The organism is Pseudomonas farsensis, assembly GCF_014268805.2.
Taxonomy (GTDB): Bacteria; Pseudomonadota; Gammaproteobacteria; order Pseudomonadales; family Pseudomonadaceae; genus Aquipseudomonas; species Aquipseudomonas farsensis.
Genome location: NZ_JABWRF020000001.1, coordinates 1,089,207 through 1,111,729 on the forward strand (window position 1 = coordinate 1,089,207; position 22,523 = coordinate 1,111,729).

Here is a 22,523-nt window from a genome sequence, read left to right on the forward strand (position 1 = left end):
TCAGGCGATCAGTCGAGCAGCGAGATGGCGGTTGGGGCGTCGTTGCCGACCAGGGCGAGGTCTTCGAATTCGTTGACCGCGTTGATCTCGGTGCCCATGGAAATATTGGTGACACGTTCGAGAATCACCTCGACCACCACCGGCACACGGAACTCTTCGGCCATCTTCTGCGCCTTGAGCAGGGCAGGGGCGATTTCGGCCGGTTCGAACACGCGGATAGCCTTGCACCCAAGGCCTTCGACCACCGCGACGTGGTCCACGCCATAGCTGGCAGCGTCGGTGGCGTTGATGTTCTCGAACGCCAGTTGTACACAGTAATCCATGTCGAAGCCACGCTGCGCCTGGCGGATCAGGCCAAGGTAGGCGTTGTTCACCAGCACATGGACATAGGGCAGGTTGAACTGCGCGCCCACGGCCAGCTCTTCGATCATGAACTGGAAGTCGTAGTCACCGGACAGCGCCACTACCTTGCGTTTCGGGTCGGCCTTGACCACGCCCAGGGCCGCCGGGATGGTCCAGCCGAGCGGGCCTGCCTGGCCGCAGTTGATCCAGTGGCGCGGCTTGTAGACGTGCAGGAACTGCGCCCCGGCGATTTGCGAAAGGCCGATGGTGCTGACGTAGCAGGTGTCCTTGCCGAAGACCTGGTTCATTTCCTGGTACACGCGTTGCGGTTTGACCGGCACGTTGTCGAAGTGGGTCTTGCGCTGCAGGCTGGCCTTGCGCTGCTGGCAGTCTTCAAGCCAGGCCTTGCGGCACTTGAGCTTGCCGGCGGCCTGCCACTCGCGGGCAACTTCCAGGAACACGTCCAGGGCGTGGCCAGCATCGGACACGATGCCCAGGTCCGGGGTGAATACCCGGCCGATCTGGGTTGGCTCGATGTCGACGTGCACGAACTTGCGGTCTTCGGTGTACACATCCACGGAGCCGGTGTGGCGGTTGGCCCAGCGGTTGCCGATGCCGAACACCAGGTCGGACTTGAGCAGCGTCGCGTTGCCGTAGCGGTGCGAGGTCTGCAGGCCGACCATGCCGACCATCAATGGGTGGTCGTCAGGCAGGGTGCCCCAGCCCATCAGGGTCGGGATCACCGGCACGCCGGTCAGTTCGGCGAATTCGACCAGTTTGTCGCTGGCATCGGCATTAATGATGCCGCCGCCGGCTACCAGCAGCGGGCGCTCGGCGTCATTGAGCATGGCCAGGGCTTTTTCGGCCTGGGTACGGGTGGCCGACGGCTTGTTGACCTGCAGCGGCTCGTAGGCGTCGATGTCGAATTCGATCTCGGCCATCTGCACATCGAACGGCAGGTCGATCAGTACCGGGCCTGGGCGGCCGCTGCGCATTTCGAAGAAGGCCTTCTGGAAGGCATACGGCACCTGGCCTGGCTCAAGCACCGTGGTTGCCCACTTGGTCACCGGCTTGACGATGCTGGTGATGTCCACCGCCTGGAAGTCTTCTTTATGCAGGCGCGCACGGGGGGCTTGGCCGGTGATGCACAGAATCGGGATGGAGTCGGCCGATGCGCTGTAGAGCCCGGTGACCATGTCGGTGCCGGCAGGGCCGGAGGTGCCGATGCACACCCCGATATTGCCTGGGTTGGCGCGGGTGTAGCCCTCTGCCATGTGCGAGGCACCTTCGACATGGCGAGCGAGGACGTGATCGATGCCACCGACTTTTTTCAGCGCCGAGTACAGCGGGTTGATGGCGGCCCCCGGAATGCCGAATGCGGTCTGTACACCTTCACGGCGCATGACCAGAACGGCTGCATCGATTGCTCTCATTTTGCTCATGACTTGTGCCTCATCTATTTTGTAATTGTATACAACTTGTGTTGGGGTGGAGTGTATTCATGCTTTGCCCCTGAGGTCAATTCCTTTTCGTCGGCAGGGCCGGAGGGGATTTTTGGGCAGTTAAAAGCGGCATTTCGTCGCATCAGCAGTAAATGAATCAGAAAATTGTATACAAAGCGATTGGTTGTTGTGTTCTATCTGCTCTATCGGTTTTCAACTGCCCTCGGGCTTCTCACAACAAAAAGAGGACCTTTAGATGAACGCTTTGAACCTGAAAGTGGCTGTGGCCGTGGTCAACGCCGCGCTTGCCGCAGGCCGTACCATCAATGCGGCGCCCTTGACCGTGGCGGTGCTGGATACCGGCGGGCACCTGCTGGCCTTGCAGCGTGAGGATGGCGCCAGCCTGTTGCGGCCGCAGGTGGCCATTGGCAAAGCGTGGGGGGCGGTGGCGTTGGGCAAGGGCTCACGCTTGCTGGCGCTGGATTCGCAGCAGCGCCCGGCGTTTTTTGCTGCGCTCAATGGCTTGGGCGAGCGGCCGGTGGTGCCGGCGCCTGGCGGGGTGCTGATTCGTGATCAGGACGGCAAGGTGCTGGGAGCGGTCGGGATCAGCGGGGATACGTCGGATATCGACGAGCAGTGTGCGATCAGTGCCATCGAGGAGGTGGGGTTGACGGCGGATGCGGGGGTGGCGGCGTAAGCTTTAGCGTTTTTGGGGCCGCTTTGCGGCCCTTTCGCGACACAAGGCCGCTCCTGCAAGGAGGCCTCGATCGCCTGTAGGAGCGGCCTTGTGTCGCGAAAGGGCTGCGGAGCAGCCCCATTGGCCAGGTCAGGCTGCCTCTGGCTCGCAGCCCTTCAATACCAGGCGGATGATGGTCTCGGCCGCCGCTTCGTAATCACTGTCGGCAAGCTTGGCCTTGCCGGTAATCACTGCAATCTGCCAGTCGAAATCGGCGTAGGTCTGGGTCGCCGCCCAGATGCTGAACATCAGGTGGTGCGGGTCGACATGGGCGATCTGCCCGCGCTCGATCCAGCGCTGGATGCACTCGATGTTATGCCGGGCCTGCTCGTTGAGCTGCTCGACCTGGCTGGACGACAGGTGCGGCGCGCCGTGCATGATCTCGCTGGCGAACACCTTGGAGGCATGCGGCAGGTCGCGGGAGATGCGGATTTTGGAGCGGATGTAGGCGCTCAGCACTTCCTTGGGGTCGCCATCGGCGTTGAACGGCGTGGAAGCCTGCATGATCGGCGCAATGATGCTCTCAAGCACCTCGCGATACAGGTTGTCCTTGGACTTGAAGTAGTAATACACGTTCGGCTTGGGCAAACCCGCCTTGGCCGCAATATCACTGGTTTTGGTGGCGGCGAAGCCCTTGTCGGCGAATTCTTCACTGGCCGCGCGCAGGATCAGTTCCTTGTTGCGCTCGCGAATGGTGCTCATTGTCAGGGGTCTTCCTCGTGTCTGGCCCCCTGCATACGGGGTCCGGCATGGTAGCACCCGCCCGGACGGGCGCTCAAGGCAGCGTCTTTGGGCTAGAATTGCGCCCATTCGACTCTCTCTGGATGCAAACGAACATGGCAGCAAGCAGCTTACTGGTACTGATCGACGATATCGCCACGGTGCTCGACGATGTTTCGTTGATGACCAAGGTGGCCGCGAAGAAGACCGCAGGGGTGCTTGGCGACGACCTGGCGCTCAATGCCCAACAGGTTACCGGGGTGCGCGCAGAGCGGGAAATCCCGGTGGTGTGGGCGGTGGCCAAGGGCTCGCTGCTGAACAAGGCGATCCTGGTGCCCGCAGCGCTGTTGATCAGCGCGTTCATCCCTTGGGCGGTAACGCCATTGCTGATGGTCGGCGGTGCCTACCTGTGCTTTGAAGGTTTCGAAAAGCTTGCGCACAAGTTTCTGCACAAAAAGGACGATGACGCCGCCCAGCATGAGGCGCGCAAACAGGCGTTGGCCGACGCCAAGGTCGACCTGGTGGCGCTCGAGAAGGACAAGATCAAGGGCGCGGTGCGTACCGACTTCATTCTTTCGGCAGAAATCATCGCCATTACCCTGGGCACGGTCGCCGATGCCCCGCTGACCCAGCAGATCATCGTGCTGTCGGGCATTGCGGTGGTGATGACCATCGGCGTGTATGGGCTGGTAGCCGGTATCGTCAAGCTCGACGACCTTGGCCTGTGGATGACGCAGAAGGCCTCGAAGCTGAGCCGCAGCATCGGCAACGGCATCCTGCATGCGGCGCCGTACATGATGAAGACGCTGTCGGTAGTGGGCACTGCGGCGATGTTCCTGGTCGGTGGCGGCATTCTGGTGCACGGCATCGCGCCGCTGCATCACGCCATTGAAGCGTTCGCCGATGGCCGGGGTGGGGCGATGACCGGGGCGCTGCTCAATGGCGTGGCCGGGGTGATTGCGGGGGCTGTGGTGCTGGCGGTGGTTACAGTGGCTGGCAAGCTATGGAAGGCGCTGCGACCTGGCGCCTGACGCCCTCGCGGTATGTAGGCGCGGCCTTGGGCCGCGAAGGGGGGGCGTAAGCGCCGCCAAGATTTGCGCTTCAAGCTGATATCGCTGGGGCCGCTCTGCGGCCCTTTCGCGACACAAGGCCGCTCCTACACAAGGGCGGCGGTTGTGCTTAGAAGTGCACTTTCACCAGGAAACTCATGGTGTTCTGGTCGGTGGTGAACGCGTCGCTGTCTTTGATGCCGTACTTGTTCTTCCAGTAGTCGTATTCCACACCCACGTACAACTGCTTCTCGCCCAGGTGCAATGCCTTGCCCAGGTCATATTTGATCTGCGGGTTGAAGTGCAGGTTGGCCTGGTAAGTGCCACGGCGGTTCTCGTCGTTGTCCACCACCCAGTCCATGAAACCGTCGATGAGGATGTCGGACGAACCGACCGGCACGGTGTACGACCACACCGGGGTGATCTGCCAGACGTTGTCGCCGGCGCGGCTGCCGTCGGTGGTGCGCTGGTAGAAGTTCAACTGGAAATAGTCGAAACCAGGGATCGCCAGGTCGAAACCTGGGCCAATCAGGTAAGACTCGGTATCACCCTCGCCAAACTCGTAGGTCATTGCCAACAGCACGTCCTTGACCGGGCCGAATTCGATCTTCTGGTCGAAGATCTTGCCGAACGACAGGCGTGGGCTGAATTCGCCGTAGTAGGTGTTCGGGCCGTTGCCGGCGTCTTTCTTGCCCTGGTAGAAGATCTTGTCGACGAACAGGAAGTTGTCGCCGTATTTCCAAGCGTCGGCGTGCTCGAAGGTCACGGTCTGCTGGATGGCCGGGTTGACCTTGAAGTTCTTGCCCCACAGGTAGGTCAGGCTGTTGTTCTGCCACTGCAGCAGGTCATCGGCCTGGGCAGCGCCACAGGCCAGCAGGCCGCCGGCGAGGATAAGGCTGTTGGTGATACGCATGTTTCGCTCCCTTGAGTTGGATCTGTTGTCAGCGCTCGAGCGCTGTTTTTGTCTTTTGAGTCAGCTTTTTTCGATTGGCCACAGCTGTTTGGCAAGCGTTGCGCGGGCCTCTTTCCGGGCCTGCTGCAACGGTCCTGCTCGACGGCTTTCTGAACGGATGAAAATGGCTATTTCAGGCTGGCAACACGTTGGCCGACTGCCTGTTTTTATTGACCGGGCAGTCAGTAAACGCGGGCAGGTTCCGTCCTGCCCCGATCGAGGGGGCGCGCAGATTACTCACTTGCGCGCCGGGCCTCAAGTGCTCCGTCCTGGAGCGGGGTATTTCGGGCTTGCGATGCTTCAAAAATGCACTTTCACCAAGGCACTGGCGACGCTCTGGTTGCTTTGCAGGCTGCCACGGCTGTCGATGCCGTACTTGTCCTTCCAGTAGCTGTACTCAAAGCCCACATACAGCTGCTTGGCGCCGATGTTCAGCGCCTTGCCCAGGTCGTATTTGACCTGCGGGTTGAAGTGCAGGTTGGCGTGATAGGTGCCCCGGCGGTTCTGGTCGTTGTCGGTCACCCAGTCCATGTAGCCGTCGATGAGAATGTCCGACTTGCCCACCGGCACCGTATACGACCAGGCCGGGGTGATTTGCCAGACATTGTCGCCAGGGCGCGCGCCTTCGGTGTTGCGCAGGTAGAAGTTCAGGGTGAAATAGTTGAAGCCGGGCACGCTCAGGTCGAAACCCGGGCCGATCAGGTAGGCCTCGTTGTCGCCTTCGCCGCGCTCGTAGGTCATCGCCAGCAGCACATCCTTGACCGGGCCGAAAGCGAACTTACGGTCGAAGATCTTGCCCAGCGACAGGCGCGGGCTGAACTCGCCGTAATAGGTGGTCACGCCTTTGCCTGGGTCGGCCTTGCCGTTGTAGAAAATCTTGTCGATGAACAGGAACGTGTCACCGTACTTCCACTTGTTGGCGTGTTCGAAGGTGATGGTTTGCTGGATGTCGGGGTTGACCTTGAAGTCCTTGCCGTACAGGTACGTCAGGCTTTCGCCGTGCCACTGCAGCCATTCACCGGCATGCGAGGGGAGGGTGGCCAGCAGGCTGCTGCCCAGAACGAAAGACGTTGTCATACGCTTCATGTGATGAGTCCCTGCTTATTGTTTTTGTGCGTTGGGCCTTTTGCGGGGCGCAGCCACCCCCACGCGGTCAGGCGTGCGGGCGGTTTACGCGGCAAAGGGCGTCAGTGCTGGTGACAGGCGTCGTTGTGGGCCGCGCGGCCGGCGCCGCCAAGAATGTTGAACAGCACGTTCAACACCAAGGCGCTGAGGGTCGCCATGGCGATGCCGCTGTGGGTGATCGGCTCCATCCACTGCGGCATCTGCGCGAAGAAGTCCGGGCGCACCACCGGAATCAAGCCAAAGCCCACGCTCACCGCCACCAGCAGCTGGTTGCGCCGGTCGCTGATGTCGGCCTCCTGGAGGATCTTGATGCCGGTGGCGGTGACCATGCCGAACATGGCGATGGAAGCCCCGCCCAGCACGGCCGGTGGGATGGAGGCAATCAGGTAGGCGGCCTTGGGCAGCAGGCTGAGCAGAATCAGCAGGGCGCCGGCAACCACAGTGACGTAGCGGCAGCGCACCCCGGTCATCTGCACCAGCCCGATGTTCTGGGCGAAGGAGGAGTGGGTGAAGGTGTTGAAGAAGCCGGCCACGAACGAGGCACCGGCATCGCACAGCAGGCCACGGCGCAGCATGCCAGGGGTGACTTCACGGTCGGTGACCTTGCCCAGGGCCAGGAACATGCCGGTGGACTCGACGAAGATGATCACCACCACCAGGCACATCGACAGGATCGGCGCCAGGCTGAAGGTCGGCATACCGAAGTGCAGCGGGGTCACCACCTGCAGCCAGGGCGCCTGCGCAAGGCCCGACAGGTCGACCATGCCGATCGAGCCTGCCAGCACGTAGCCCAGGCCCATGCCCAGCAACACCGAGACATTGACCCAGAAGCCGCGCATGAAGCGGTTGATCAGCAGAATCACCGCCAGTACCAGGCCTGCGACCATCAGGTATATCGGCGAGCCGAAGGTTTGTGCCTCGTGCCCGCCACCGGCCCAGTTGACGGCAACCGGGAACAGCGAAAGGCCAATCGAGGTAATCACGGTGCCGGTGACCAGTGGCGGGAAGAAACGCACCACTTTGGACATGAACGGTGCGATCAGCATGCCGAAGAAGCCGGCCGCAATGGTCGCGCCAAAGATGCCCTGCAGGCCAACGCCGGGCATGCCGGCCATGGCTACCATGCTGCCAACGGCCGCGAAGCTGGCGCCCATCATCACCGGCATGCGGATGCCGACCGCACCGATGCCGAAGGATTGCACCAAGGTGGCGACGCCCGCGACCAGCAGGTCGGCGTTGATCAGAAAGGCGACTTCTTCGCGGGAAAGGCCCGCGGCCTGGCCGATGATCAGCGGCACGGCAATGGCGCCGCCGTACATCAGCAGAACATGTTGCAGGCCTACCAGAAACAGTTGGAACAGGGGCAGGGGCTGTCGCGGCGGCGCAACCGGAATGTACGCCTTGGGTGACTCGGACATGCAGCACCTCGAGTTTTGTTTTTATTCTCGGATCCAAGCGGCAAGCTTCAGGCGCCAGGCTTCGATGGGAAGCCTGTGGTGCGCGCCTGAAGCCTGGGCTCGATGCTTGCTTGTTGCTTAGGCTCTGTCTGAAATGTATCTGCACTCGCCCATACTGCGTTGAAACGGGGCTCGGAATGCTCATGTACTCCAGTACACTCCGCTTCCTCGCCCCGTTTCGCCTTGTCTGGCCTTCGCGCAGACACATTTCAGACAGACCCTAGAGCTTGCGGGCATTTCGCGGGGCAAGCCCGCTCCTACAGAAAGCGGGCTTGGCCGACGGGCGTGGTCAGTTGACCTGGGCGCCTTTGGCGATCCAGTCGCCGACCAGCTTGCGTTCCTCGACAGTCATCTGGGTGATGTTGCCCAGCGGCATGATCTGGCTGGCCACGGCCTGGGCCTGGATGCGTGCGGCCTGGGCCTGGATCTGCTGCGGGGTGTCGAACATCACGCCGCCCGGCGCTGCGCTGAACAGTGGGCTGGTGGGTTTTGACGAGTGGCACACCGTGCAGCGTTCCTGGATCACATTGTGGATCTTGTCAAAGCCTGCGCTGGCTACCGGAGCGCTGGCCTGGGCTGGCGGCTCGGGCTGCGTGGCAGGTTTGGCCGCTTCCTCGGCGCGCAGTTCGGCGGCGGTCTTGCCGCCGACGGCGGTGGCCGGCAGGGGCTGGTACTCGACCTTGGCGGCGGCCTGTTCGGGGGCGGTTGGCAGCGGCTTGGGGCCGGTGACATAGGCCAGGCAGATCATCGCCAGGGCACCGACTGGCAGGGTCCAGGCGTACTTGTTGCTGTCGTGGCGGGTGTTGAAGTAGTGGCGGATCAATACCGCCGCTACCGCAATGCCAGCCAGGATCAGCCAGTTGTACTGGCTACCGTAGGTGCTCGGGAAATGGTTGCTGATCATGATGAACAGCACCGGCAGGGTGAAGTAGTTGTTGTGGCGCGAGCGCAGCAGCCCTTTGGCCGGCAGCAGCGGGTCCGGGGTCTGGTTGTTCTCGATTGCCGCCACCAGTTGGCGCTGCGCCGGCATGATGATGCGGAACACGTTGCCGACCATGATGGTGCCGATGATCGCGCCGGTATGCAGGTAGGCGCCACGGCCGCTGAACACCAGGCTGAAACCCCAGCATGCGGCGATGATCAGCACGAACAGCACGGCGCCGAGCAGTGCCGGGCGCTTGCCCAGGGGCGAGTCGCAGAGCAGGTCGTAGATGAACCAGCCGGCGATCAACGAGCCAATACCAATGGCCACGCCTTCGGCACCGCTCAGGGTGCTGCCGGGGGCGAGCAGGTACAGGGTCGGATTCCAGTAGAACACCACGCACAGCAGGGCGATCCCGGACATCCAGGTGAAGTAGGCTTCCCATTTGAACCAGTGCAGGTTCTCGGGCATTTTCGGTGGAGCGAGCTTGTATTTCTCCAGGTGGTAGATACCACCGCCGTGGATGGCCCAGAGATCACCCGACAACCCATCGCGCGGGTTGCTGCGGTTCAGGTGGTTCTCCAGCCAGACGAAGTAGAACGATGCGCCGATCCAGGCGACACCAGTGATCATGTGAACCCAGCGAATGCTCAGGTTCAGCCATTCGTGAAGGTGTGCTTCCACAGTATGTACCTCTTGCCGGGCACCCGTTCAGGCATTGCAGGCAGGCGTGCGCGCAACTACAGGGCAGCGAACAGTCTGACCTGGCCGCTGCTGCAAACCGTGCTTGCCGCCTCTGGATGACCGACCTTCTCTTATTGGTGGGGATTGAGGATCAACATCTGTTCCTCGGGGAAGTAATGCTCATCGCAGTTGTTGCCAGAACCACTGCGATCAACCACCAGGAAGTCATCCCGCTTTTCGATCGTCAGCACCGGGTGGTGCCAGACGCCGCGATGGTAATTGATGCCCTGCCTGCCGTTACTGCGGAAGGCTCGGACCAAACCTGATACAGGTGCATCGCCAAGTGGCGCGACCACGATCAGAAAGGGGTTGCCGAGCAGCGGAATGAAAGCCTGGCTGCCCAGCGGATGGCGTTCAAGCATGCGTACTGTCAGCGGCATGTCCAACGCGTCGGCGCGGAAGATGCTGATGATCGCCTTGTCTTCAGGCTCGGCGGTTTCGACCGTGGCGAGCTTGTGAAAGCGCATGGTCGAGCCGTTGTTGATCATGAAGTGGTCGCTGCCATCGGTTTCGATCACGTCACCGAACGGGGCGAAAGCTTCTTTGGTCAGGGGCTCGATCATCAGGGTGCGCATGGGGTTATCTCTTCTATGTTCGTTGTTTTTCTGGTTTGGGTCGGGGCGAGGTGGCCTGGACCTTACAGCTGCAGCAGGCGGAACAGCGCGATCAGGTTGATCTGCGCCAGGGCTTCCTTGAATTCGGCATCCTGGTCGTTATGGATGCGCTTTTCGAAGGCGGCAAGGATCTGATGCCGGTTGCTGCCCTTGACCGCCATGATGAACGGGAAGCGGAACTTGGCCTTGTAGCTGTCGTTGAGCTCGGTGAAGCGGGCGAATTCTTCGGCGGTGCACTGATGGATGCCGGCGCCGGCCTGCTCGTTGGTGCTCGATTCGGTCAGCTCGCCCTGTACCGCCGCTTTGCCGGCGAGGTCCGGGTGGGCGTTGATCAACGCCAATTGCTCGGCTTGGCTTGCGCTGAGCAGGATGTCGCTCATGCGCTGGTGCAGTACCTCGATTTCGTCCAGTTCGGCCAGTTGCCCCAGGTCATAGGCTTTTTCGGCAACCCACGGCGAATGCTCGTAGATGTCGGCAAAGGCCTCGACGAAGGCGGCGCGGTCGAGGGTGGAAGGCTTGAGGGTCTTGAAGGCGGTCATCAGGCGTTCTCTTTCTTGTACGGTTGGGTTGCGTGCCAGTGGCGGGCGATGTCGGCGCGACGGGCGAACCACACCTGCTCGTGGCTTTTTGCGTAGTCGACGAAGCGCTTGAGCGCGGCCAGGCGTGCCGGGCGGCCGACCAGGCGGCAGTGCAGGCCGATGGAGAGCATCTTCGGCGCCTCGGCGCCTTCTTCGTAGAGCACGTCGAAGGCATCCTTTAGATACTGGAAGAACTGCTCGCCGCAGTTGAAGCCCTGCACCTGGGTGAAGCGCATGTCGTTGGTGTCCAGGGTGTAGGGGATCACCAGGTGCGGCTTGCCGGTGGGGTTGTTCGGTTCCCAGTAGGGCAGGTCGTCGTCGTAGGTGTCGCTGTCGTACAGAAAACCGCCTTCTTCCATGACCAGCCGGCGGGTATTCGGGCCGGTGCGGCCGGTGTACCAGCCGACCGGGCGCTCGCCGGTGATTTCGGTGAGGATGCGGATGGCTTCGAGCATGTGCTCGCGCTCCTGGGCCTCGTCCATGTACTGGTAGTCGATCCAGCGATAGCCGTGGCTGCAGATTTCGTGGCCAGCCTCGGCCATGGCGCGGATGACATCCGGGTGGCGCTGGGCGGCCATGGCCACGGCAAACACGGTCAGCGGCACGCCGCTGTCCTTGAACAGCTTGAGCAGGCGCCACACGCCTGCGCGGCTGCCGTATTCGTAGAGCGATTCCATGCTCATGTTGCGCACACCCTGCAGGGGCTGGGCCGCGACCATTTCAGAGAGGAAGGCTTCGGACTCTTTGTCGCCGTGCAGCACGTTGCGCTCGCCGCCTTCTTCGTAATTGAGCACGAAAGACAGCGCAATGCGGGCATTCCCCGGCCATTGCGGGTGAGGAGGGTTGTTGCCGTAACCGATCAGGTCGCGAGGATAGTCAGCGCTCACTGCAGTCTTCCTTCTTGTGCGTTGGGGCGGGGTGGGCGTGCCGCGTCGGGATGTCGCACCACCGGATGGGTTGATTGTATACAACTTCTGAAATCATTTGTAATCCTGTTTTTCAGCATTTCTTCCCATCTGTCGCGCAGAAAAGCCTTGCAAGAAACCTGCCCGGTTGGTCAGATAAAGGGGCTGACTGTGCCATGGCGCCTGCATTGGCGATGTTCGGCACCTTTATAGGGCGAGGCTGCTGCAGGGCGGTGCAGGGTTCAGAAAATTGTGTACAATCTAAATCGAAACTGTCTTAATGATGCCATTCCCGCACACCACAGGCCCCGTGCCCGTTGGCTGGCGTGTATTTTTTGCCCACGCATACGACTAGAGGCGACAAGCAAATGGGACGTTTGACCACACACGTACTGGATGCCGCGCATGGCTGCCCGGGCAGCTCGATCAAGGTTGAGCTGTACCGTGTCGAAGGCCAGCAACTGGAGCTGGTAAATAGTGCGCTGACCAACAGTGACGGCCGTGTCGACGCGCCGCTGTTGCAGGGTGACGACTACCGCACCGGTGTCTATCAATTGCAGTTCAGTGCCGGCGACTACTACCGCGCCCGTGGCGTTGCGCTGCCGGGCACGGCGTTTCTGGACGTGGTCGTGCTGCGTTTTGGCATCGATGCCGAGCAGGAGCACTACCACGTGCCGCTGCTGATCTCGCCGTACAGTTACTCGACCTATCGGGGAAGCTAGTTGGTCGCTAGAAGAATCTTCGTAGGTCTTTAGCCCGCCCCCACACTGGCGGGCTTTTTTTCGTCTGGGGTTTTGTAGAGCTAACCACTCGCTCTTGATCTTGATCTTGATCTTGATCTTGCTTCTAAGCGCGCGGTAGCTCAGGCAACGCAGAGTGCGACTTCAGGAGGCCGGAGTGAATGAATCGCGCCACGGGCGGGACTGATGATGGGAGCAGGCGGTTTTGCCTACTTTGGCCGGGGGCGCCTAGCCAAGACCAAAGGAGGCCGCCGTAAGGGCGCAAAGATGACTAAGCGTCGGCATCACAAATGAATGCGCATCAAAACCTCAAAAGCACAGCAAAAAAACACAGACTTCAGCAAGCCTGCACCGGCCTCATCGCAGGCTGTCGCCAGCTCCTACAGGGACCGTGCAGAGCCGCGACATAGATGCCTGGCTCAATTCCTGTGGGAGCTGGCGACAGCCTGCGATGAGGCCAGCACCAGCTTGCGCAAAACCATAGAATCTCCCACAAAGACCGCGTCCGGGCGGTATCCATGCCGGACTCAAACCGTCTATGACCGGCTTTCACAGCAGGCCTGCGTCAAAGAAACACAAACTTGGCAATGAAGATCCCACACAGCACCCAAAGGCTCGCCGAGATTTCCTTGTACTTGCCGGTTCCCGCCTTCAACACCACATAGCTGATAAAGCCCAGGGCAATACCATCGGCCACCGAGAAGGTCAGCGGCATCATGATCAACGTGACGATGGCCGGAATGCTGTCGGTGGCCTCATCCCAATGAATGTGCGCCATGCTGCCCATCATCAACATTGCAACGTAGATCAGGGCACCTGCCGTGGCATACGCCGGGATCATCCCCGCCAGCGGCGCGAAGAACATCGCCGCAACGAACAGCACGCCCACCACCACTGCAGTGAGGCCGGTACGCCCGCCGGCTGCCACACCAGCTGCGCTCTCTACATAACTGGTGACCGGCGGCACGCCCACTGCGGCGCCGAACACGCTCGATGCGCTGTCGGCCTTGAGCGCGCGCGACAGGTTCTCGATACGCCCGTCAGCGCTCACCAACCCTGCGCGCTGGGCAACCCCCATCAACGTGCCTGCGGTGTCGAACATGTGCACGAACAGAAACGCCAGCACCACGCTGATCATGCTGACGTTGAACACACCGGCTACATCCATGGCCATCCAGGTGGGCGCAAGGCTCGGCGGCATCGACATCACGCCGTTGAACTGCACCAGGCCCAGGCCCCAGCCGGCCACGGTCACGCCGATGATGCTGATGAGAATGGCGCCAAACACCCGTTTGTAGCTGAGGATCGCGATCAACAGGAAGCACGCCGCCGCCAGCAGCGGCGCCGGCTCGTGCAAGGAGCCCAGCTTGATCAGCGTGGCCTCGCTGGCAACGATGATGCCGGCGGTCTTCAGCCCGATCAGCCCGAGAAACAGGCCAACCCCGGCACCCATGGCATGGCGCAAGCTGACCGGGATGCTGTTGAGCAGCCATTCACGCACCCGCGAGAGGGTCAGGAACATGAACAATACGCCCGAGATGAACACCGCGCCAAGCGCCGCTTGCCAGGTGTAGCCCATGGTGCCAACCACGGTATAGGTAAAGAAGGCGTTGAGCCCCATGCCCGGCGCCAGGCCCACCGGCCAATTGGCGTACAGCCCCATCAGCAGGCAGCCCAGGGCGGCGGCGATGCAGGTGGCGACGAACGCTGCGCCATGGTCGATGCCGGCGTCGGCCATGATGTTGGGGTTGACGAAGATGATGTACGCCATGGTGATGAAAGTGGTCACCCCGGCGATCAATTCGGTCCTTACAGTGCTGCCGTGTTGCTTGATTTTGAAGATCCGCTCCAGCCAGCTGGTTTTGAGCGGCGGGGCGAGATCCAGTGCGGGGGCTTCGGATTTGCGGCTTTCCACAGCGAGTACTCCTCAATCTTTCTTGTTGTGCGAAGCCTGGTCCTGAGCGGGGCACTTGGGGGCTTCGTGGGAGAGGTGTGGCAAACGACCGACCACTTTGTTGACTTATGGGTCAGGAAGTCGCTCGATGGATTATGCTTTTGTGTACAAAGAATGCAAATAATGTTTTATCTTTCCTGCGCACAATTGCCCGTACAACGGCTATATAGCTAAAAGGCCCCCTGCAGAAACGGGTCAGCCTGTGTACAATGGCGCCATACCTTGGCCAGTAATCCATCCCCGGACTTGCCAGCCACCCGTTGACTGGCGTTACAGTCACGGTCCGATTGGCAGATCCTTCGTGCTCGAGAGCCCATGAACGAACAGCTGCAACCTCTGAAAAAACCTGCGCGCCCTGGCAAGGCCGGCCGCAGCGGTACCCAGGACGACATCGTCTACGCGCACATCTTCGAGGCGATTCTCGAACAGCGCCTTGCGCCGGGCACCAAGTTGAGCGAGGAAGCGCTGGGTGAAATCTTTGGCGTAAGCCGCACCATCATTCGCCGTGCGCTGTCGCGCCTGGCCCATGAAAGCGTGGTGCTGCTGCGGCCCAATCGCGGTGCTGTGGTGGCCAGCCCTACGGTGGAGGAGGCGCGCCAGGTGTTCTTCTCCCGGCGCATGGTCGAGCGCGCCATTACCGAGCTTGCCGTGCAGCACGCCACCCATGAGCAGCTCAACGAACTGCGCCAGATGGTTCAAGAGGAGCGCGACAGCTTCTCGCGGGGTGACCGCGGTGCGGGTATCCGCCTGTCCGGCGAGTTCCACCTGAAGCTGGCCGAGGCCGCCGGCAATGCGCCGCTGGTGAGCTTCCAGCGCAGCCTGGTGTCGCAGACTTCGCTGATCATTGCCCAATACGAAAGCGGCAACCGCTCGCACTGCTCGTATGACGAGCACATGCAGCTGATCGACGCCATCGAGGCCCGGGATGCGCAGCAGGCGGTTAGCCTGATGATGCACCACATGGACCACATCGACAGCAAGCTCAACCTTGACGAAGAAAGCGCCTCCGATGACCTGCACGCGGTGTTCTCGCACCTGCTGAAAAAGCCCAAGGCTTCTGCCAAGGGTTGATCGTTTGCCTGGCCCCGGCTTTGCCGGTGGTCGCGGCACAAGGCCGCTCCTACAGCAGGGCGCAGGTGGCACGGCACAAACCCATTCCGGTGTAGGAGCGGCCTTGCGCCGCGAACACCGGCAGAGCCGGTGCCAGCCTGCCCTATGTCAGCGCTGGTGCACGCAGCGCCCAGCAGCGTAGGTTTCGCGTACGGTGCGGTCATCGCCCAGCGTGGTGAGCACGAACAACGTCTCTTCAATGCTGGTGGACTGCTGGATGCGGTAGTCCAGTAGCGGCGTAGCCTTGTAATCCAACACCACGAAATCGGCATCGTTGCCAGGGCGCAGGCTGCCGATACGGTCGTCCAGGCGCAGCGCACGCGCGCCACCCAAGGTGGCCAGGTACAGCGACTTGAACGGGTGCAGGCGCGCGCCCTGCAGCTGCATCACCTTGTAGGCCTCGTTCAACGTATTGAGCAACGAGAAGCTGGTGCCGGCGCCGACGTCAGTGCCCAGGCCCACATTGACCTTGAACCGCTCAGCCTGCGGCAGGTTGAATAGCCCGCTGCCCAGGAACAAGTTGGAGGTGGGGCAGAACGCGACCGCTGAGCCGGTCTCGGCCAGGCGCTGGCACTCCTCGTCGCACAGGTGCACGCCGTGGGCGAACACCGAGCGCTCGCCGAGCAATTCGAAGTGGTCGTACACATCCAGGTAGCCGCGCTGCTCGGGGAACAGTTCTTTTACCCAGTCGATTTCCTTGAGGTTTTCGGACAGGTGCGTGTGCAGGTACACGCCCGGATGCTCCTTGAGCAACCGGCCCGCCATGCGCAATTGCTCTGCGGTGCTGGTGGGGGCAAAGCGCGGCGTCACGGCATAGTGCATGCGGCCCTTGCCGTGCCAGCGCTGGATCAGCGCCTTGCTGTCGACGTAGCTGCTTTCGGCGGTGTCGGTCAGGTAGTCGGGGGCGTTGCGGTCCATCATCACCTTGCCGGCGATCAGGCGCAGGTCCAGGCGCTCGGCTTCTTCGAACAACGCATTCACCGACTCCGGGTGCACGCTGCCAAATACCAGGGCAGTGGTGGTGCCGTTGCGCAGCAGCTCCTGGAGGAAGATCTTCGCGACTTTGTCGGCGTGGGCCTTGTCGGCGAACTGCTTTTCGCAGGGGAAGGTGTAGGTATTGAGCCAATCCAGCAGTTGCTCGCCATAGGAGCCGATCATGCCGGTCTGCGGAAAGTGGATATGCGTGTCGATGAAGCCTGGGGTGATCAAGGCGTCCTGGTAGTGCACCACGTCGATGTCGGCATCCAGCGTTGGCAGCAGGTCGGCGGCATGGCCCAGGGCCTTGATGCGGCCATCGTCAATCACCAGCAGGCCGTCCTCGAAGTATTGCTGCGAGGCCTCAAGGCCCACTTCGGCAGGGTCGGCAATGCTGTGCAGGATGGCGGCGCGGTAGGCTTTGCGTGTAGCGGTCATTGAATACGCTCGTCAGAGTGCTTGGCTGCGCCGGGACGGCGGCAGCAGTTGGGCAATGGGGCCTGCGTTGGCGCCAGCGTCATGCTGGCCGAAGCAGGCGTTGTAGGTGGCGATGATTTCGCCGGCGATGGACACGGCGATCTCGATGGGCAGCTTGCCTTTGACCTCGGCCAGGCCCATGGGGCAGCGCATGCGTGCCAGCAGCGCATCTTCGAAGCCGCGTTCGCGCAGGCGGTGCTCGAACTTGGCGCGCTTGGTCTTCGAGCCGATCAGGCCGAACCAGGTGAAGGCGTTGCGCTTGAGAATGGCGGCGGTGAGTTCCAGGTCGAGCGCATGGTTGTGGGTCATGACGATGCAGTAGCTGCCGGCTGGCAGCGTGGCGACTTCGTCGACCGGCTCTTCGCTGATGACCTTGCTGACCCCGGCGGGGATGTGCTCGGGGAACTCCTGCTCGCGCGAATCGATCCAGCGCACCCGGCAGGGCAGCGCGGCGAGCAAGGGTACCAGAGCCCGGCCGACATGGCCCGCACCGAACACGGCGATCTCGGCCTGTATGCCGGTCATCGGCTCGAACAGCAGCACGGTCAAGCCACCGCAGCACTGTCCCAGGCTTGCGCCCAGGCTGAAGCGCTCCAGGTGTGGCGTGCTGCGCCGTTCTGCGAGCATCTGCCGGGCGATGTGCAGCGCCTTGAATTCCAGGTGACCGCCGCCGATGGTGTCGAACAAGGCGCTTGCGCTGACCACCATCTTGGAGCCTGCATTGCGCGGGGTGGAGCCGCGCTCTTCGATGATGGTCACCAATACGCAAGCTTCGCCACGGGCTTGGTGGTCGGCGAGGGCGTTGATCCATTGGTGCATGTTATGAGTCCTCGGCGTGATCTGGCGTGGGAGGGGGCTTGCCCCGCGATTACCGAGGCCGGCATCGCGCGGCAAGCCCGCTTCCACGGTGCCGTTATTGGGGAACGGTTTCTGTTTCTGGTTCGATCAACTGCGCTGTGGCCACCGCCTTGCGCATCTGCTCGCAGCCCCACAACACCCGCTCCGGGGTCGACGGCGCGTCGATGTTCGGCTGCACCCGGTAGTCGGCGATGCTGGCCACGGCGTCCTTGATCGCACACCAGGCGGCAATGCCCAGCATGAACGGCGGCTCACCCACGGCCTTGGAATGGAACACCGTGTCCTCGGGGTTCTTGCGGTTTTCCACCAGTTTTACCCGCATGTCGATGGGCATGTCGGCCACCGCCGGAATCTTGTAGCTGGCCGGGCCGTTGGTCATCAGCTTGCCCTTGGCGTTCCACACCAGCTCTTCGGTGGTCAGCCAGCCCATGCCCTGGACGAAACCGCCTTCCACCTGGCCAATGTCGATGGCCGGGTTCAGCGAGTCGCCCACGTCATGCAGGATGTCGGCGCGCAGCATCTTGTACTCGCCGGTCAGGGTGTCGACGATCACTTCCACGCACGCAGCGCCGAAGGCGTAGTAATAGAACGGCCGGCCACGCGCCTGGCTGCGGTCGTAGAAGATCTTCGGCGTGCGGTAGAAGCCTGTGGTCGACAGCGACACCTGGGCAAAGTAGGCCTGTTGCACCAGGTACTCGAAGCTTGCGATCTGGTCGCGGGCGCGCACATGGCCGTTGCGCCACTCCACATCTTCTTCGGTCACGTTGAAGTGCCGCGCAGCAAACTCGGTCAGGCGTTTTTTAAGAATTTCAGCAGCGTTCTGCGCGGCCTTGCCGTTCAGGTCGGCGCCGCTGGATGCTGCAGTCGGCGAGGTGTTGGGCACCTTGTCGGTATTGGTGGCGGTGATCTGGATGCGCTTGATATCCACCTGGAACACCTGCGCCACGACCTGCGCGACCTTGGTGTTCAGGCCCTGGCCCATCTCGGTGCCGCCGTGGTTGAGGTGGATACTGCCGTCGGTGTAGATGTGGATCAGCGCACCGGCCTGGTTGAGGAAGGTGGCGGTAAACGAGATACCGAACTTCACCGGGGTCAGCGCCAGGCCTTTTTTCAGCACCGGGCTGTTGGCGTTGAAGCGGCGGATGGATTCGCGGCGCTCATGGTAGTCGCTGCTGGCCTCAAGCTCGGCTGTCATCTCCTCGAGCATGTTGTGCTCGACGGTCTGGTAGTAGTGGGTGATGTTGCGCTCGGTCTTGCCGTAGTAGTTGGCCTTGCGCACCGCCAGCGGGTCCAGTGCCAGGTAGCGGGCGATGTGGTCCATAACCTGCTCGATGGCAACCATGCCCTGCGGCCCGCCAAAGCCGCGATAGGCAGTATTGGAGGCGGTGTTGGTCTTGCAGCGGTGGCCGTGCACGGTGGCATCGCCCAGGTAGTAGGCGTTGTCGGAGTGGAACATGGCGCGGTCGACGATCGAGCCGGACAGGTCGGGCGAATAACCGCAGTTGCCGGCCAGGTCCAGGTTGACCCCGTGCAGGCGGCCGCTGTCATCGAAGCCCACGTCATATTCGACGTAGAACGGGTGGCGCTTGCCGGTCATGGCCATGTCTTCGACGCGCGGCAGGCGCATCTTGGTCGGCTGGCCGGTCAGGTGGGCGATGACTGCGCACAGGCATGCGGGGCTGGCCGCCTGGGTCTCTTTGCCACCGAAGCCGCCGCCCATGCGGCGCATGTCGACCACGACCTTGTGCATCGGCACATTCAGCACCTCGGCCACCAGCTTCTGCACCTCGGTCGGGTTTTGCGTGGAGCAGTAGACGATCATGCCGCCATCTTCGCCGGGCATTACCGAGCTGATCTGGGTTTCCAGGTAGAAGTGTTCCTGCCCGCCAATGTGCAGCGTGCCTTGAATGCGGTGCGGGGCAGTGGCCAGGGCTGCGGCGGCGTCACCGCGCTGATGGGTGTGGCTGTCGAGCACGAAGTGCTTCTTGCGTAGCGCCTCGACCACATCGAGCACCGGCTCCAGGTCTTCGTACTCGATGATGGCGGCCATGGCCGCACGGCGCGCCGTGTCCAGGTCGCAGGCAGCGACGGCAAGCACCGGCTGGCCGAAGAATTCGACCTTGTCGATAGCCAGCAGTGGGTCGCCGGCTACCACCGGGCCGATGTCCTTGAGGCCTGGAATATCCTCGTGGGTGATGACGATGCGCACGCCCGCGATCTGGTAACAGGGCGTGGTGTCGATGCGCAGGATGCGCGCATGGGCGCGGTCTGCGGTGCGGGCGTAGACGTGCAATTGGTTAGGGAATTCGAGGCGGTCGTCGATGTACACCGCTTCGCCGGCCACATGCTTGTCGGCGCTGTCGTGCTTGAGGCTGCGGCCGACCCCGGTGGCCAGGTCCTGGCTGAACAGTTCGGCCATTTCAGCCTGGGTTTTGACGGCGTGATGGTTAGACATAGTCGGTCACCCGGGTCTCGATGTGCGGCGATTGCAGTTCGATGAAGTACTTGCGCAGCAGGTTCTGTGCGGTCAGCAGGCGGTACTCGCGGCTGGCGCGGAAATCGCTCAACGGGCTGAAGTCTTCGGCCAGCGCCTGGCAGGCGCGCTCGACGCTAGCCTGGTTCCACGGCTTGCCGCGCAGCGCGGCCTCGCAGGCGCGGGCGCGCTTGGGGATTGCCGCCATGCCGCCAAAGGCGATGCGCACGCCACTGACCACGCCGTCTTCCAGGCTCAGGTTGAACGCGGCACACACCGCCGAAATATCATCGTCCAGGCGCTTGGAGACTTTGTAGGCGCGGAACGTCCAGTCGTTGCTGGCGCGGGGCACGATGATCTTCTCGATGAACTCGCTGTCCTGGCGCGCGGTGATGCGGTAATCGATGAAGTAGTCCTCCAGCGCCAAGGTGCGCTGGCGTTGGCCCTGGCGCAGGACAATCTGCGCATCCAAGGCGATCAGCAGGGGCGGGGAGTCGCCAATCGGCGAGGCGTTGCCGATGTTGCCGCCCAGCGTGCCCTGGTTGCGGATCTGTAGCGAGGCGAAGCGGTGCAGCAGTTCGCCGAAATCCGGGTACTCGTCGTTCAGCGCGCCGTAGCAGTCGGTGAGCGGGGTGGCAGCGCCGATCTCAAGGTGGGTTGTGGTCTTGTCGATGCGCTTGAGCTCGGCCACGTGGCCGACGTAGATCATCACCGGCAAGGTGCGGTGGAACTGCATCACTTCCAGGGCCAGGTCGGTGCCGCCGGCCAGCAGGCGCGCTTCGGGGTGCGAGCTGTACAGCTCGGCAAGGTCGGCCACGGTCAGCGGCACCAGGCAGCGCTTGTCGCCGCTGTTGAGCTCGCCGGTCTGTTGTGGGGCTATGGCCTTCAGGCGGGCGATGGTCTGGGCTTGCTGCGCATCGAACTGGTCGCGACAGGGGCGTGCGCAGCTTTGTGCGGCGGCGTCGAGGATCGGCCGGTAGCCGGTGCAGCGGCACAGGTTGCCGGCCAGGGCTTCCTGGGCCTTATGCAAGTCAGGGCCTTGGCTGTTTTTCTGCAAGGCGAACAGCGACATGACAAAACCTGGCGTGCAGAACCCGCATTGCGAACCGTGGCAGTCAGCCATTGCCTGCTGCACGCTATGCAGCTCGCCCTGGTGCTTGAGGCCTTCGACGCTGATCAGTTGCTTGCCGTGCAGCGATGACACGAACGTCAGGCAGGAGTTGAGGCTGCGGTAGCGGATGCTGTCAGTGCCCGACTCGTCGGCGACCAGTTCGCCCACCACCACGGTGCAGGCGCCGCAGTCGCCGCTGGCGCAGCCTTCCTTGGTGCCGGGTTTGCCCAGGTGCTCGCGCAGGTATTGCAGCACCGTCATGTTCGGGTCCAGGGCGTGCTCGCTGTGCAGCGCCTGGTTGACGAGAAACTGGATCACGGGGAAGGCCTCGCAATGATTTTATTGTTGTTCGGGCGGACTCTAAGCAACGCTCGGCCCCATGGTCAATAATTTTCTGACTCTGAGGTCAAGATTCCGCTCAAGGGTCGCCCCAACCGAAGTCGTGCGCGTTATACCAAGCATAGTTCGGGCCGCTTGCTTATGTTGACCTGGCGGTCACACAAAGCGCATCGCCACTACGGCAAGTGCGCTACAATCGCGCGCTTGTGCATAGCCCCCCGATTTTGAAGGAAAACCATGACGTTCAAGGCGCCGGACAGTCTCTGCGAGCAGATAGCCGACCACCTGGCCGAGCGGATCATCCGCGGCGAACTTGCGCCCGGCGAACGTATCCAGGAGCAGAAAGTCACCCAGGCCCTCAATGTCAGCCGGGGTTCGGTGCGTGAAGCGCTGCTGATCCTCGAGCGCCGCCACCTGGTGGCGATTCTGCCGCGCCGCGGCGCGCATGTGACCGAACTCGATGAGCACAACATCCGCAGCCTGTGCACCATGATGGGCGAGCTGTACATCCTGCTGGGCAATGCCGTTGCCCAACATTGGCGCACCGAGGCCGACCTGCGCCCGTTTCTGGAGATCCAGCAGCGCCTGCACGGCGCCCACGCCCGCCAGGATATAAAAGCCTTCGTCGCCGACAGTTTTGCGGTGATGCGCGCTGCTTACCCGTTCGCCAACAACCCGTACCTGCAGGAAACCGTTGAAAACCTGCACCCGGCCATGAGCCGCGCCTATTACCTGGCGCTGGACCAGCGCCAGGCGAACATGACCGATTACCTCAGTCTGTTCGCGCGCCTGCTCGAAGTCGTCGTGTCGCGCGATTTGGCGGGCATCCGCGAAGTCCTCTCCGCCTATTGCCAGCGCAGTTGCGAGCTGGTGCTGGCCGCCATGGCGCGAAGCTGACCG

The 22,523-nt window shown here is 62.3% G+C and carries 19 protein-coding genes; 5 read left to right on the plus strand and 14 right to left on the minus strand.

Features of this window, described 5'->3' with window-relative positions; all coding sequences use genetic code 11:
- Nucleotides 1-8: 8 nt before the first annotated feature.
- The gene (gene gcl / locus HU719_RS04815; protein WP_186536144.1) at nt 9-1,784 is read right to left on the minus strand and encodes a glyoxylate carboligase; all 1,776 of its coding nucleotides are present in this window, start codon (nt 1,782-1,784) and stop codon (nt 9-11) included.
- A gap of 256 nt (nt 1,785-2,040) precedes the next feature.
- On the opposite strand from gcl, the gene HU719_RS04820 reads away from it, so the two are divergent.
- Complete coding sequence (locus HU719_RS04820) at nt 2,041-2,481, plus strand: GlcG/HbpS family heme-binding protein (protein ID WP_186536142.1); 441 nt, start codon at nt 2,041-2,043, stop codon at nt 2,479-2,481.
- 129 nt (nt 2,482-2,610) lie between these two features.
- Here HU719_RS04820 and HU719_RS04825 read toward each other — a convergent pair whose 3' ends face one another.
- Entirely contained in the window at nt 2,611-3,222 is a 612-nt protein-coding gene (locus HU719_RS04825) for a TetR/AcrR family transcriptional regulator (protein ID WP_186522813.1), read from the minus strand.
- 134 nt (nt 3,223-3,356) lie between these two features.
- Here HU719_RS04825 and HU719_RS04830 point away from each other — a divergent pair, with 134 nt between their 5' ends.
- Nucleotides 3,357-4,271: a DUF808 domain-containing protein gene (locus HU719_RS04830; RefSeq protein ID WP_186536140.1), complete on the plus strand. Its 915-nt coding sequence runs from the start codon at nt 3,357-3,359 to the stop codon at nt 4,269-4,271.
- A 148-nt stretch (nt 4,272-4,419) separates the two neighbouring features.
- Here HU719_RS04830 and HU719_RS04835 read toward each other — a convergent pair whose 3' ends face one another.
- The 7 genes from HU719_RS04835 to puuE form a co-directional block, all read right to left on the minus strand.
- Nucleotides 4,420-5,202, minus strand: coding sequence for an outer membrane protein OmpK (locus HU719_RS04835; RefSeq protein ID WP_186522809.1), 783 nt, complete (start codon nt 5,200-5,202; stop codon nt 4,420-4,422).
- Nucleotides 5,203-5,541: 339 nt separating this feature from the next.
- Nucleotides 5,542-6,327, minus strand: coding sequence for an outer membrane protein OmpK (locus HU719_RS04840; RefSeq protein ID WP_186536139.1), 786 nt, complete (start codon nt 6,325-6,327; stop codon nt 5,542-5,544).
- A 101-nt stretch (nt 6,328-6,428) separates the two neighbouring features.
- On the minus strand, nt 6,429-7,784 hold the full coding sequence (locus HU719_RS04845; protein ID WP_186522805.1) for a nucleobase:cation symporter-2 family protein: 1,356 nt from the start codon (nt 7,782-7,784) through the stop codon (nt 6,429-6,431).
- Between the two features lie 328 nt (nt 7,785-8,112).
- Nucleotides 8,113-9,429: a urate hydroxylase PuuD gene (locus HU719_RS04850; RefSeq protein WP_186536138.1), complete on the minus strand. Its 1,317-nt coding sequence runs from the start codon at nt 9,427-9,429 to the stop codon at nt 8,113-8,115.
- A gap of 131 nt (nt 9,430-9,560) precedes the next feature.
- The gene (locus HU719_RS04855) at nt 9,561-10,064 is read right to left on the minus strand and encodes an ureidoglycolate lyase (RefSeq protein ID WP_186522801.1); all 504 of its coding nucleotides are present in this window, start codon (nt 10,062-10,064) and stop codon (nt 9,561-9,563) included.
- Nucleotides 10,065-10,126: 62 nt separating this feature from the next.
- Entirely contained in the window at nt 10,127-10,642 is a 516-nt protein-coding gene (gene uraD / locus HU719_RS04860) for a 2-oxo-4-hydroxy-4-carboxy-5-ureidoimidazoline decarboxylase (protein WP_186536137.1), read from the minus strand.
- Entirely contained in the window at nt 10,642-11,568 is a 927-nt protein-coding gene (puuE, locus tag HU719_RS04865) for an allantoinase PuuE (RefSeq protein WP_186536136.1), read from the minus strand. The genes uraD and puuE overlap by 1 nt, the downstream gene beginning before the upstream one ends.
- Before the next feature lie 386 nt (nt 11,569-11,954).
- Between puuE and uraH the strand changes: the two genes are divergently transcribed.
- Nucleotides 11,955-12,308 carry a hydroxyisourate hydrolase gene (uraH, locus tag HU719_RS04870; RefSeq protein ID WP_186536135.1) on the plus strand — a complete coding sequence of 118 codons (354 nt, stop codon included), beginning with the start codon at nt 11,955-11,957 and terminating at the stop codon, nt 12,306-12,308.
- 583 nt (nt 12,309-12,891) lie between these two features.
- Here the strand turns inward: uraH and HU719_RS04875 are convergent.
- On the minus strand, nt 12,892-14,241 hold the full coding sequence (locus HU719_RS04875; RefSeq protein ID WP_186522786.1) for an NCS2 family permease: 1,350 nt from the start codon (nt 14,239-14,241) through the stop codon (nt 12,892-12,894).
- 354 nt (nt 14,242-14,595) lie between these two features.
- On the opposite strand from HU719_RS04875, the gene HU719_RS04880 reads away from it, so the two are divergent.
- Nucleotides 14,596-15,351, plus strand: coding sequence for a GntR family transcriptional regulator (locus HU719_RS04880; RefSeq protein WP_186522784.1), 756 nt, complete (start codon nt 14,596-14,598; stop codon nt 15,349-15,351).
- A gap of 147 nt (nt 15,352-15,498) precedes the next feature.
- Here HU719_RS04880 and guaD read toward each other — a convergent pair whose 3' ends face one another.
- From guaD to xdhA, 4 genes are all read right to left on the minus strand, one after another.
- Nucleotides 15,499-16,803 carry a guanine deaminase gene (gene guaD, locus HU719_RS04885; protein ID WP_186536134.1) on the minus strand — a complete coding sequence of 435 codons (1,305 nt, stop codon included), beginning with the start codon at nt 16,801-16,803 and terminating at the stop codon, nt 15,499-15,501.
- 12 nt (nt 16,804-16,815) lie between these two features.
- Entirely contained in the window at nt 16,816-17,661 is an 846-nt protein-coding gene (gene xdhC, locus HU719_RS04890) for a xanthine dehydrogenase accessory protein XdhC (protein WP_186536133.1), read from the minus strand.
- A 94-nt stretch (nt 17,662-17,755) separates the two neighbouring features.
- Nucleotides 17,756-20,155, minus strand: coding sequence for a xanthine dehydrogenase molybdopterin binding subunit (xdhB, locus tag HU719_RS04895; protein ID WP_186536131.1), 2,400 nt, complete (start codon nt 20,153-20,155; stop codon nt 17,756-17,758).
- Entirely contained in the window at nt 20,148-21,602 is a 1,455-nt protein-coding gene (gene xdhA, locus HU719_RS04900; protein WP_186536129.1) for a xanthine dehydrogenase small subunit, read from the minus strand. The genes xdhB and xdhA overlap by 8 nt, the downstream gene beginning before the upstream one ends.
- A 258-nt stretch (nt 21,603-21,860) precedes the next feature.
- On the opposite strand from xdhA, the gene HU719_RS04905 reads away from it, so the two are divergent.
- The gene (locus HU719_RS04905; protein WP_186522068.1) at nt 21,861-22,520 is read left to right on the plus strand and encodes a GntR family transcriptional regulator; all 660 of its coding nucleotides are present in this window, start codon (nt 21,861-21,863) and stop codon (nt 22,518-22,520) included.
- Nucleotides 22,521-22,523: the final 3 nt, after the last annotated feature.

Excerpts from the sequence above, each read along its gene's own strand:
- HU719_RS04835 (WP_186522809.1), bottom strand. The coding sequence starts at position 5,202 with ATGCGTATCACCAACAGCCTTATCCTCGCCGGCGGCCTGCTGGCCTGT.
- HU719_RS04830 (WP_186536140.1), top strand. The coding sequence starts at position 3,357 with ATGGCAGCAAGCAGCTTACTGGTACTGATCGACGATATCGCCACGGTG.
- HU719_RS04820 (WP_186536142.1), top strand. The coding sequence starts at position 2,041 with ATGAACGCTTTGAACCTGAAAGTGGCTGTGGCCGTGGTCAACGCCGCG.
- guaD (WP_186536134.1), bottom strand. The coding sequence starts at position 16,803 with ATGACCGCTACACGCAAAGCCTACCGCGCCGCCATCCTGCACAGCATT.
- HU719_RS04855 (WP_186522801.1), bottom strand. The coding sequence starts at position 10,064 with ATGCGCACCCTGATGATCGAGCCCCTGACCAAAGAAGCTTTCGCCCCG.
- HU719_RS04845 (WP_186522805.1), bottom strand. The coding sequence starts at position 7,784 with ATGTCCGAGTCACCCAAGGCGTACATTCCGGTTGCGCCGCCGCGACAG.
- uraD (WP_186536137.1), bottom strand. The coding sequence starts at position 10,642 with ATGACCGCCTTCAAGACCCTCAAGCCTTCCACCCTCGACCGCGCCGCC.
- uraH (WP_186536135.1), top strand. The coding sequence starts at position 11,955 with ATGGGACGTTTGACCACACACGTACTGGATGCCGCGCATGGCTGCCCG.
- HU719_RS04905 (WP_186522068.1), top strand. The coding sequence starts at position 21,861 with ATGACGTTCAAGGCGCCGGACAGTCTCTGCGAGCAGATAGCCGACCAC.
- xdhC (WP_186536133.1), bottom strand. The coding sequence starts at position 17,661 with ATGCACCAATGGATCAACGCCCTCGCCGACCACCAAGCCCGTGGCGAA.
- HU719_RS04880 (WP_186522784.1), top strand. The coding sequence starts at position 14,596 with ATGAACGAACAGCTGCAACCTCTGAAAAAACCTGCGCGCCCTGGCAAG.
- gcl (WP_186536144.1), bottom strand. The coding sequence starts at position 1,784 with ATGAGCAAAATGAGAGCAATCGATGCAGCCGTTCTGGTCATGCGCCGT.
- HU719_RS04840 (WP_186536139.1), bottom strand. The coding sequence starts at position 6,327 with ATGAAGCGTATGACAACGTCTTTCGTTCTGGGCAGCAGCCTGCTGGCC.
- xdhB (WP_186536131.1), bottom strand. The coding sequence starts at position 20,155 with ATGTCTAACCATCACGCCGTCAAAACCCAGGCTGAAATGGCCGAACTG.
- HU719_RS04825 (WP_186522813.1), bottom strand. The coding sequence starts at position 3,222 with ATGAGCACCATTCGCGAGCGCAACAAGGAACTGATCCTGCGCGCGGCC.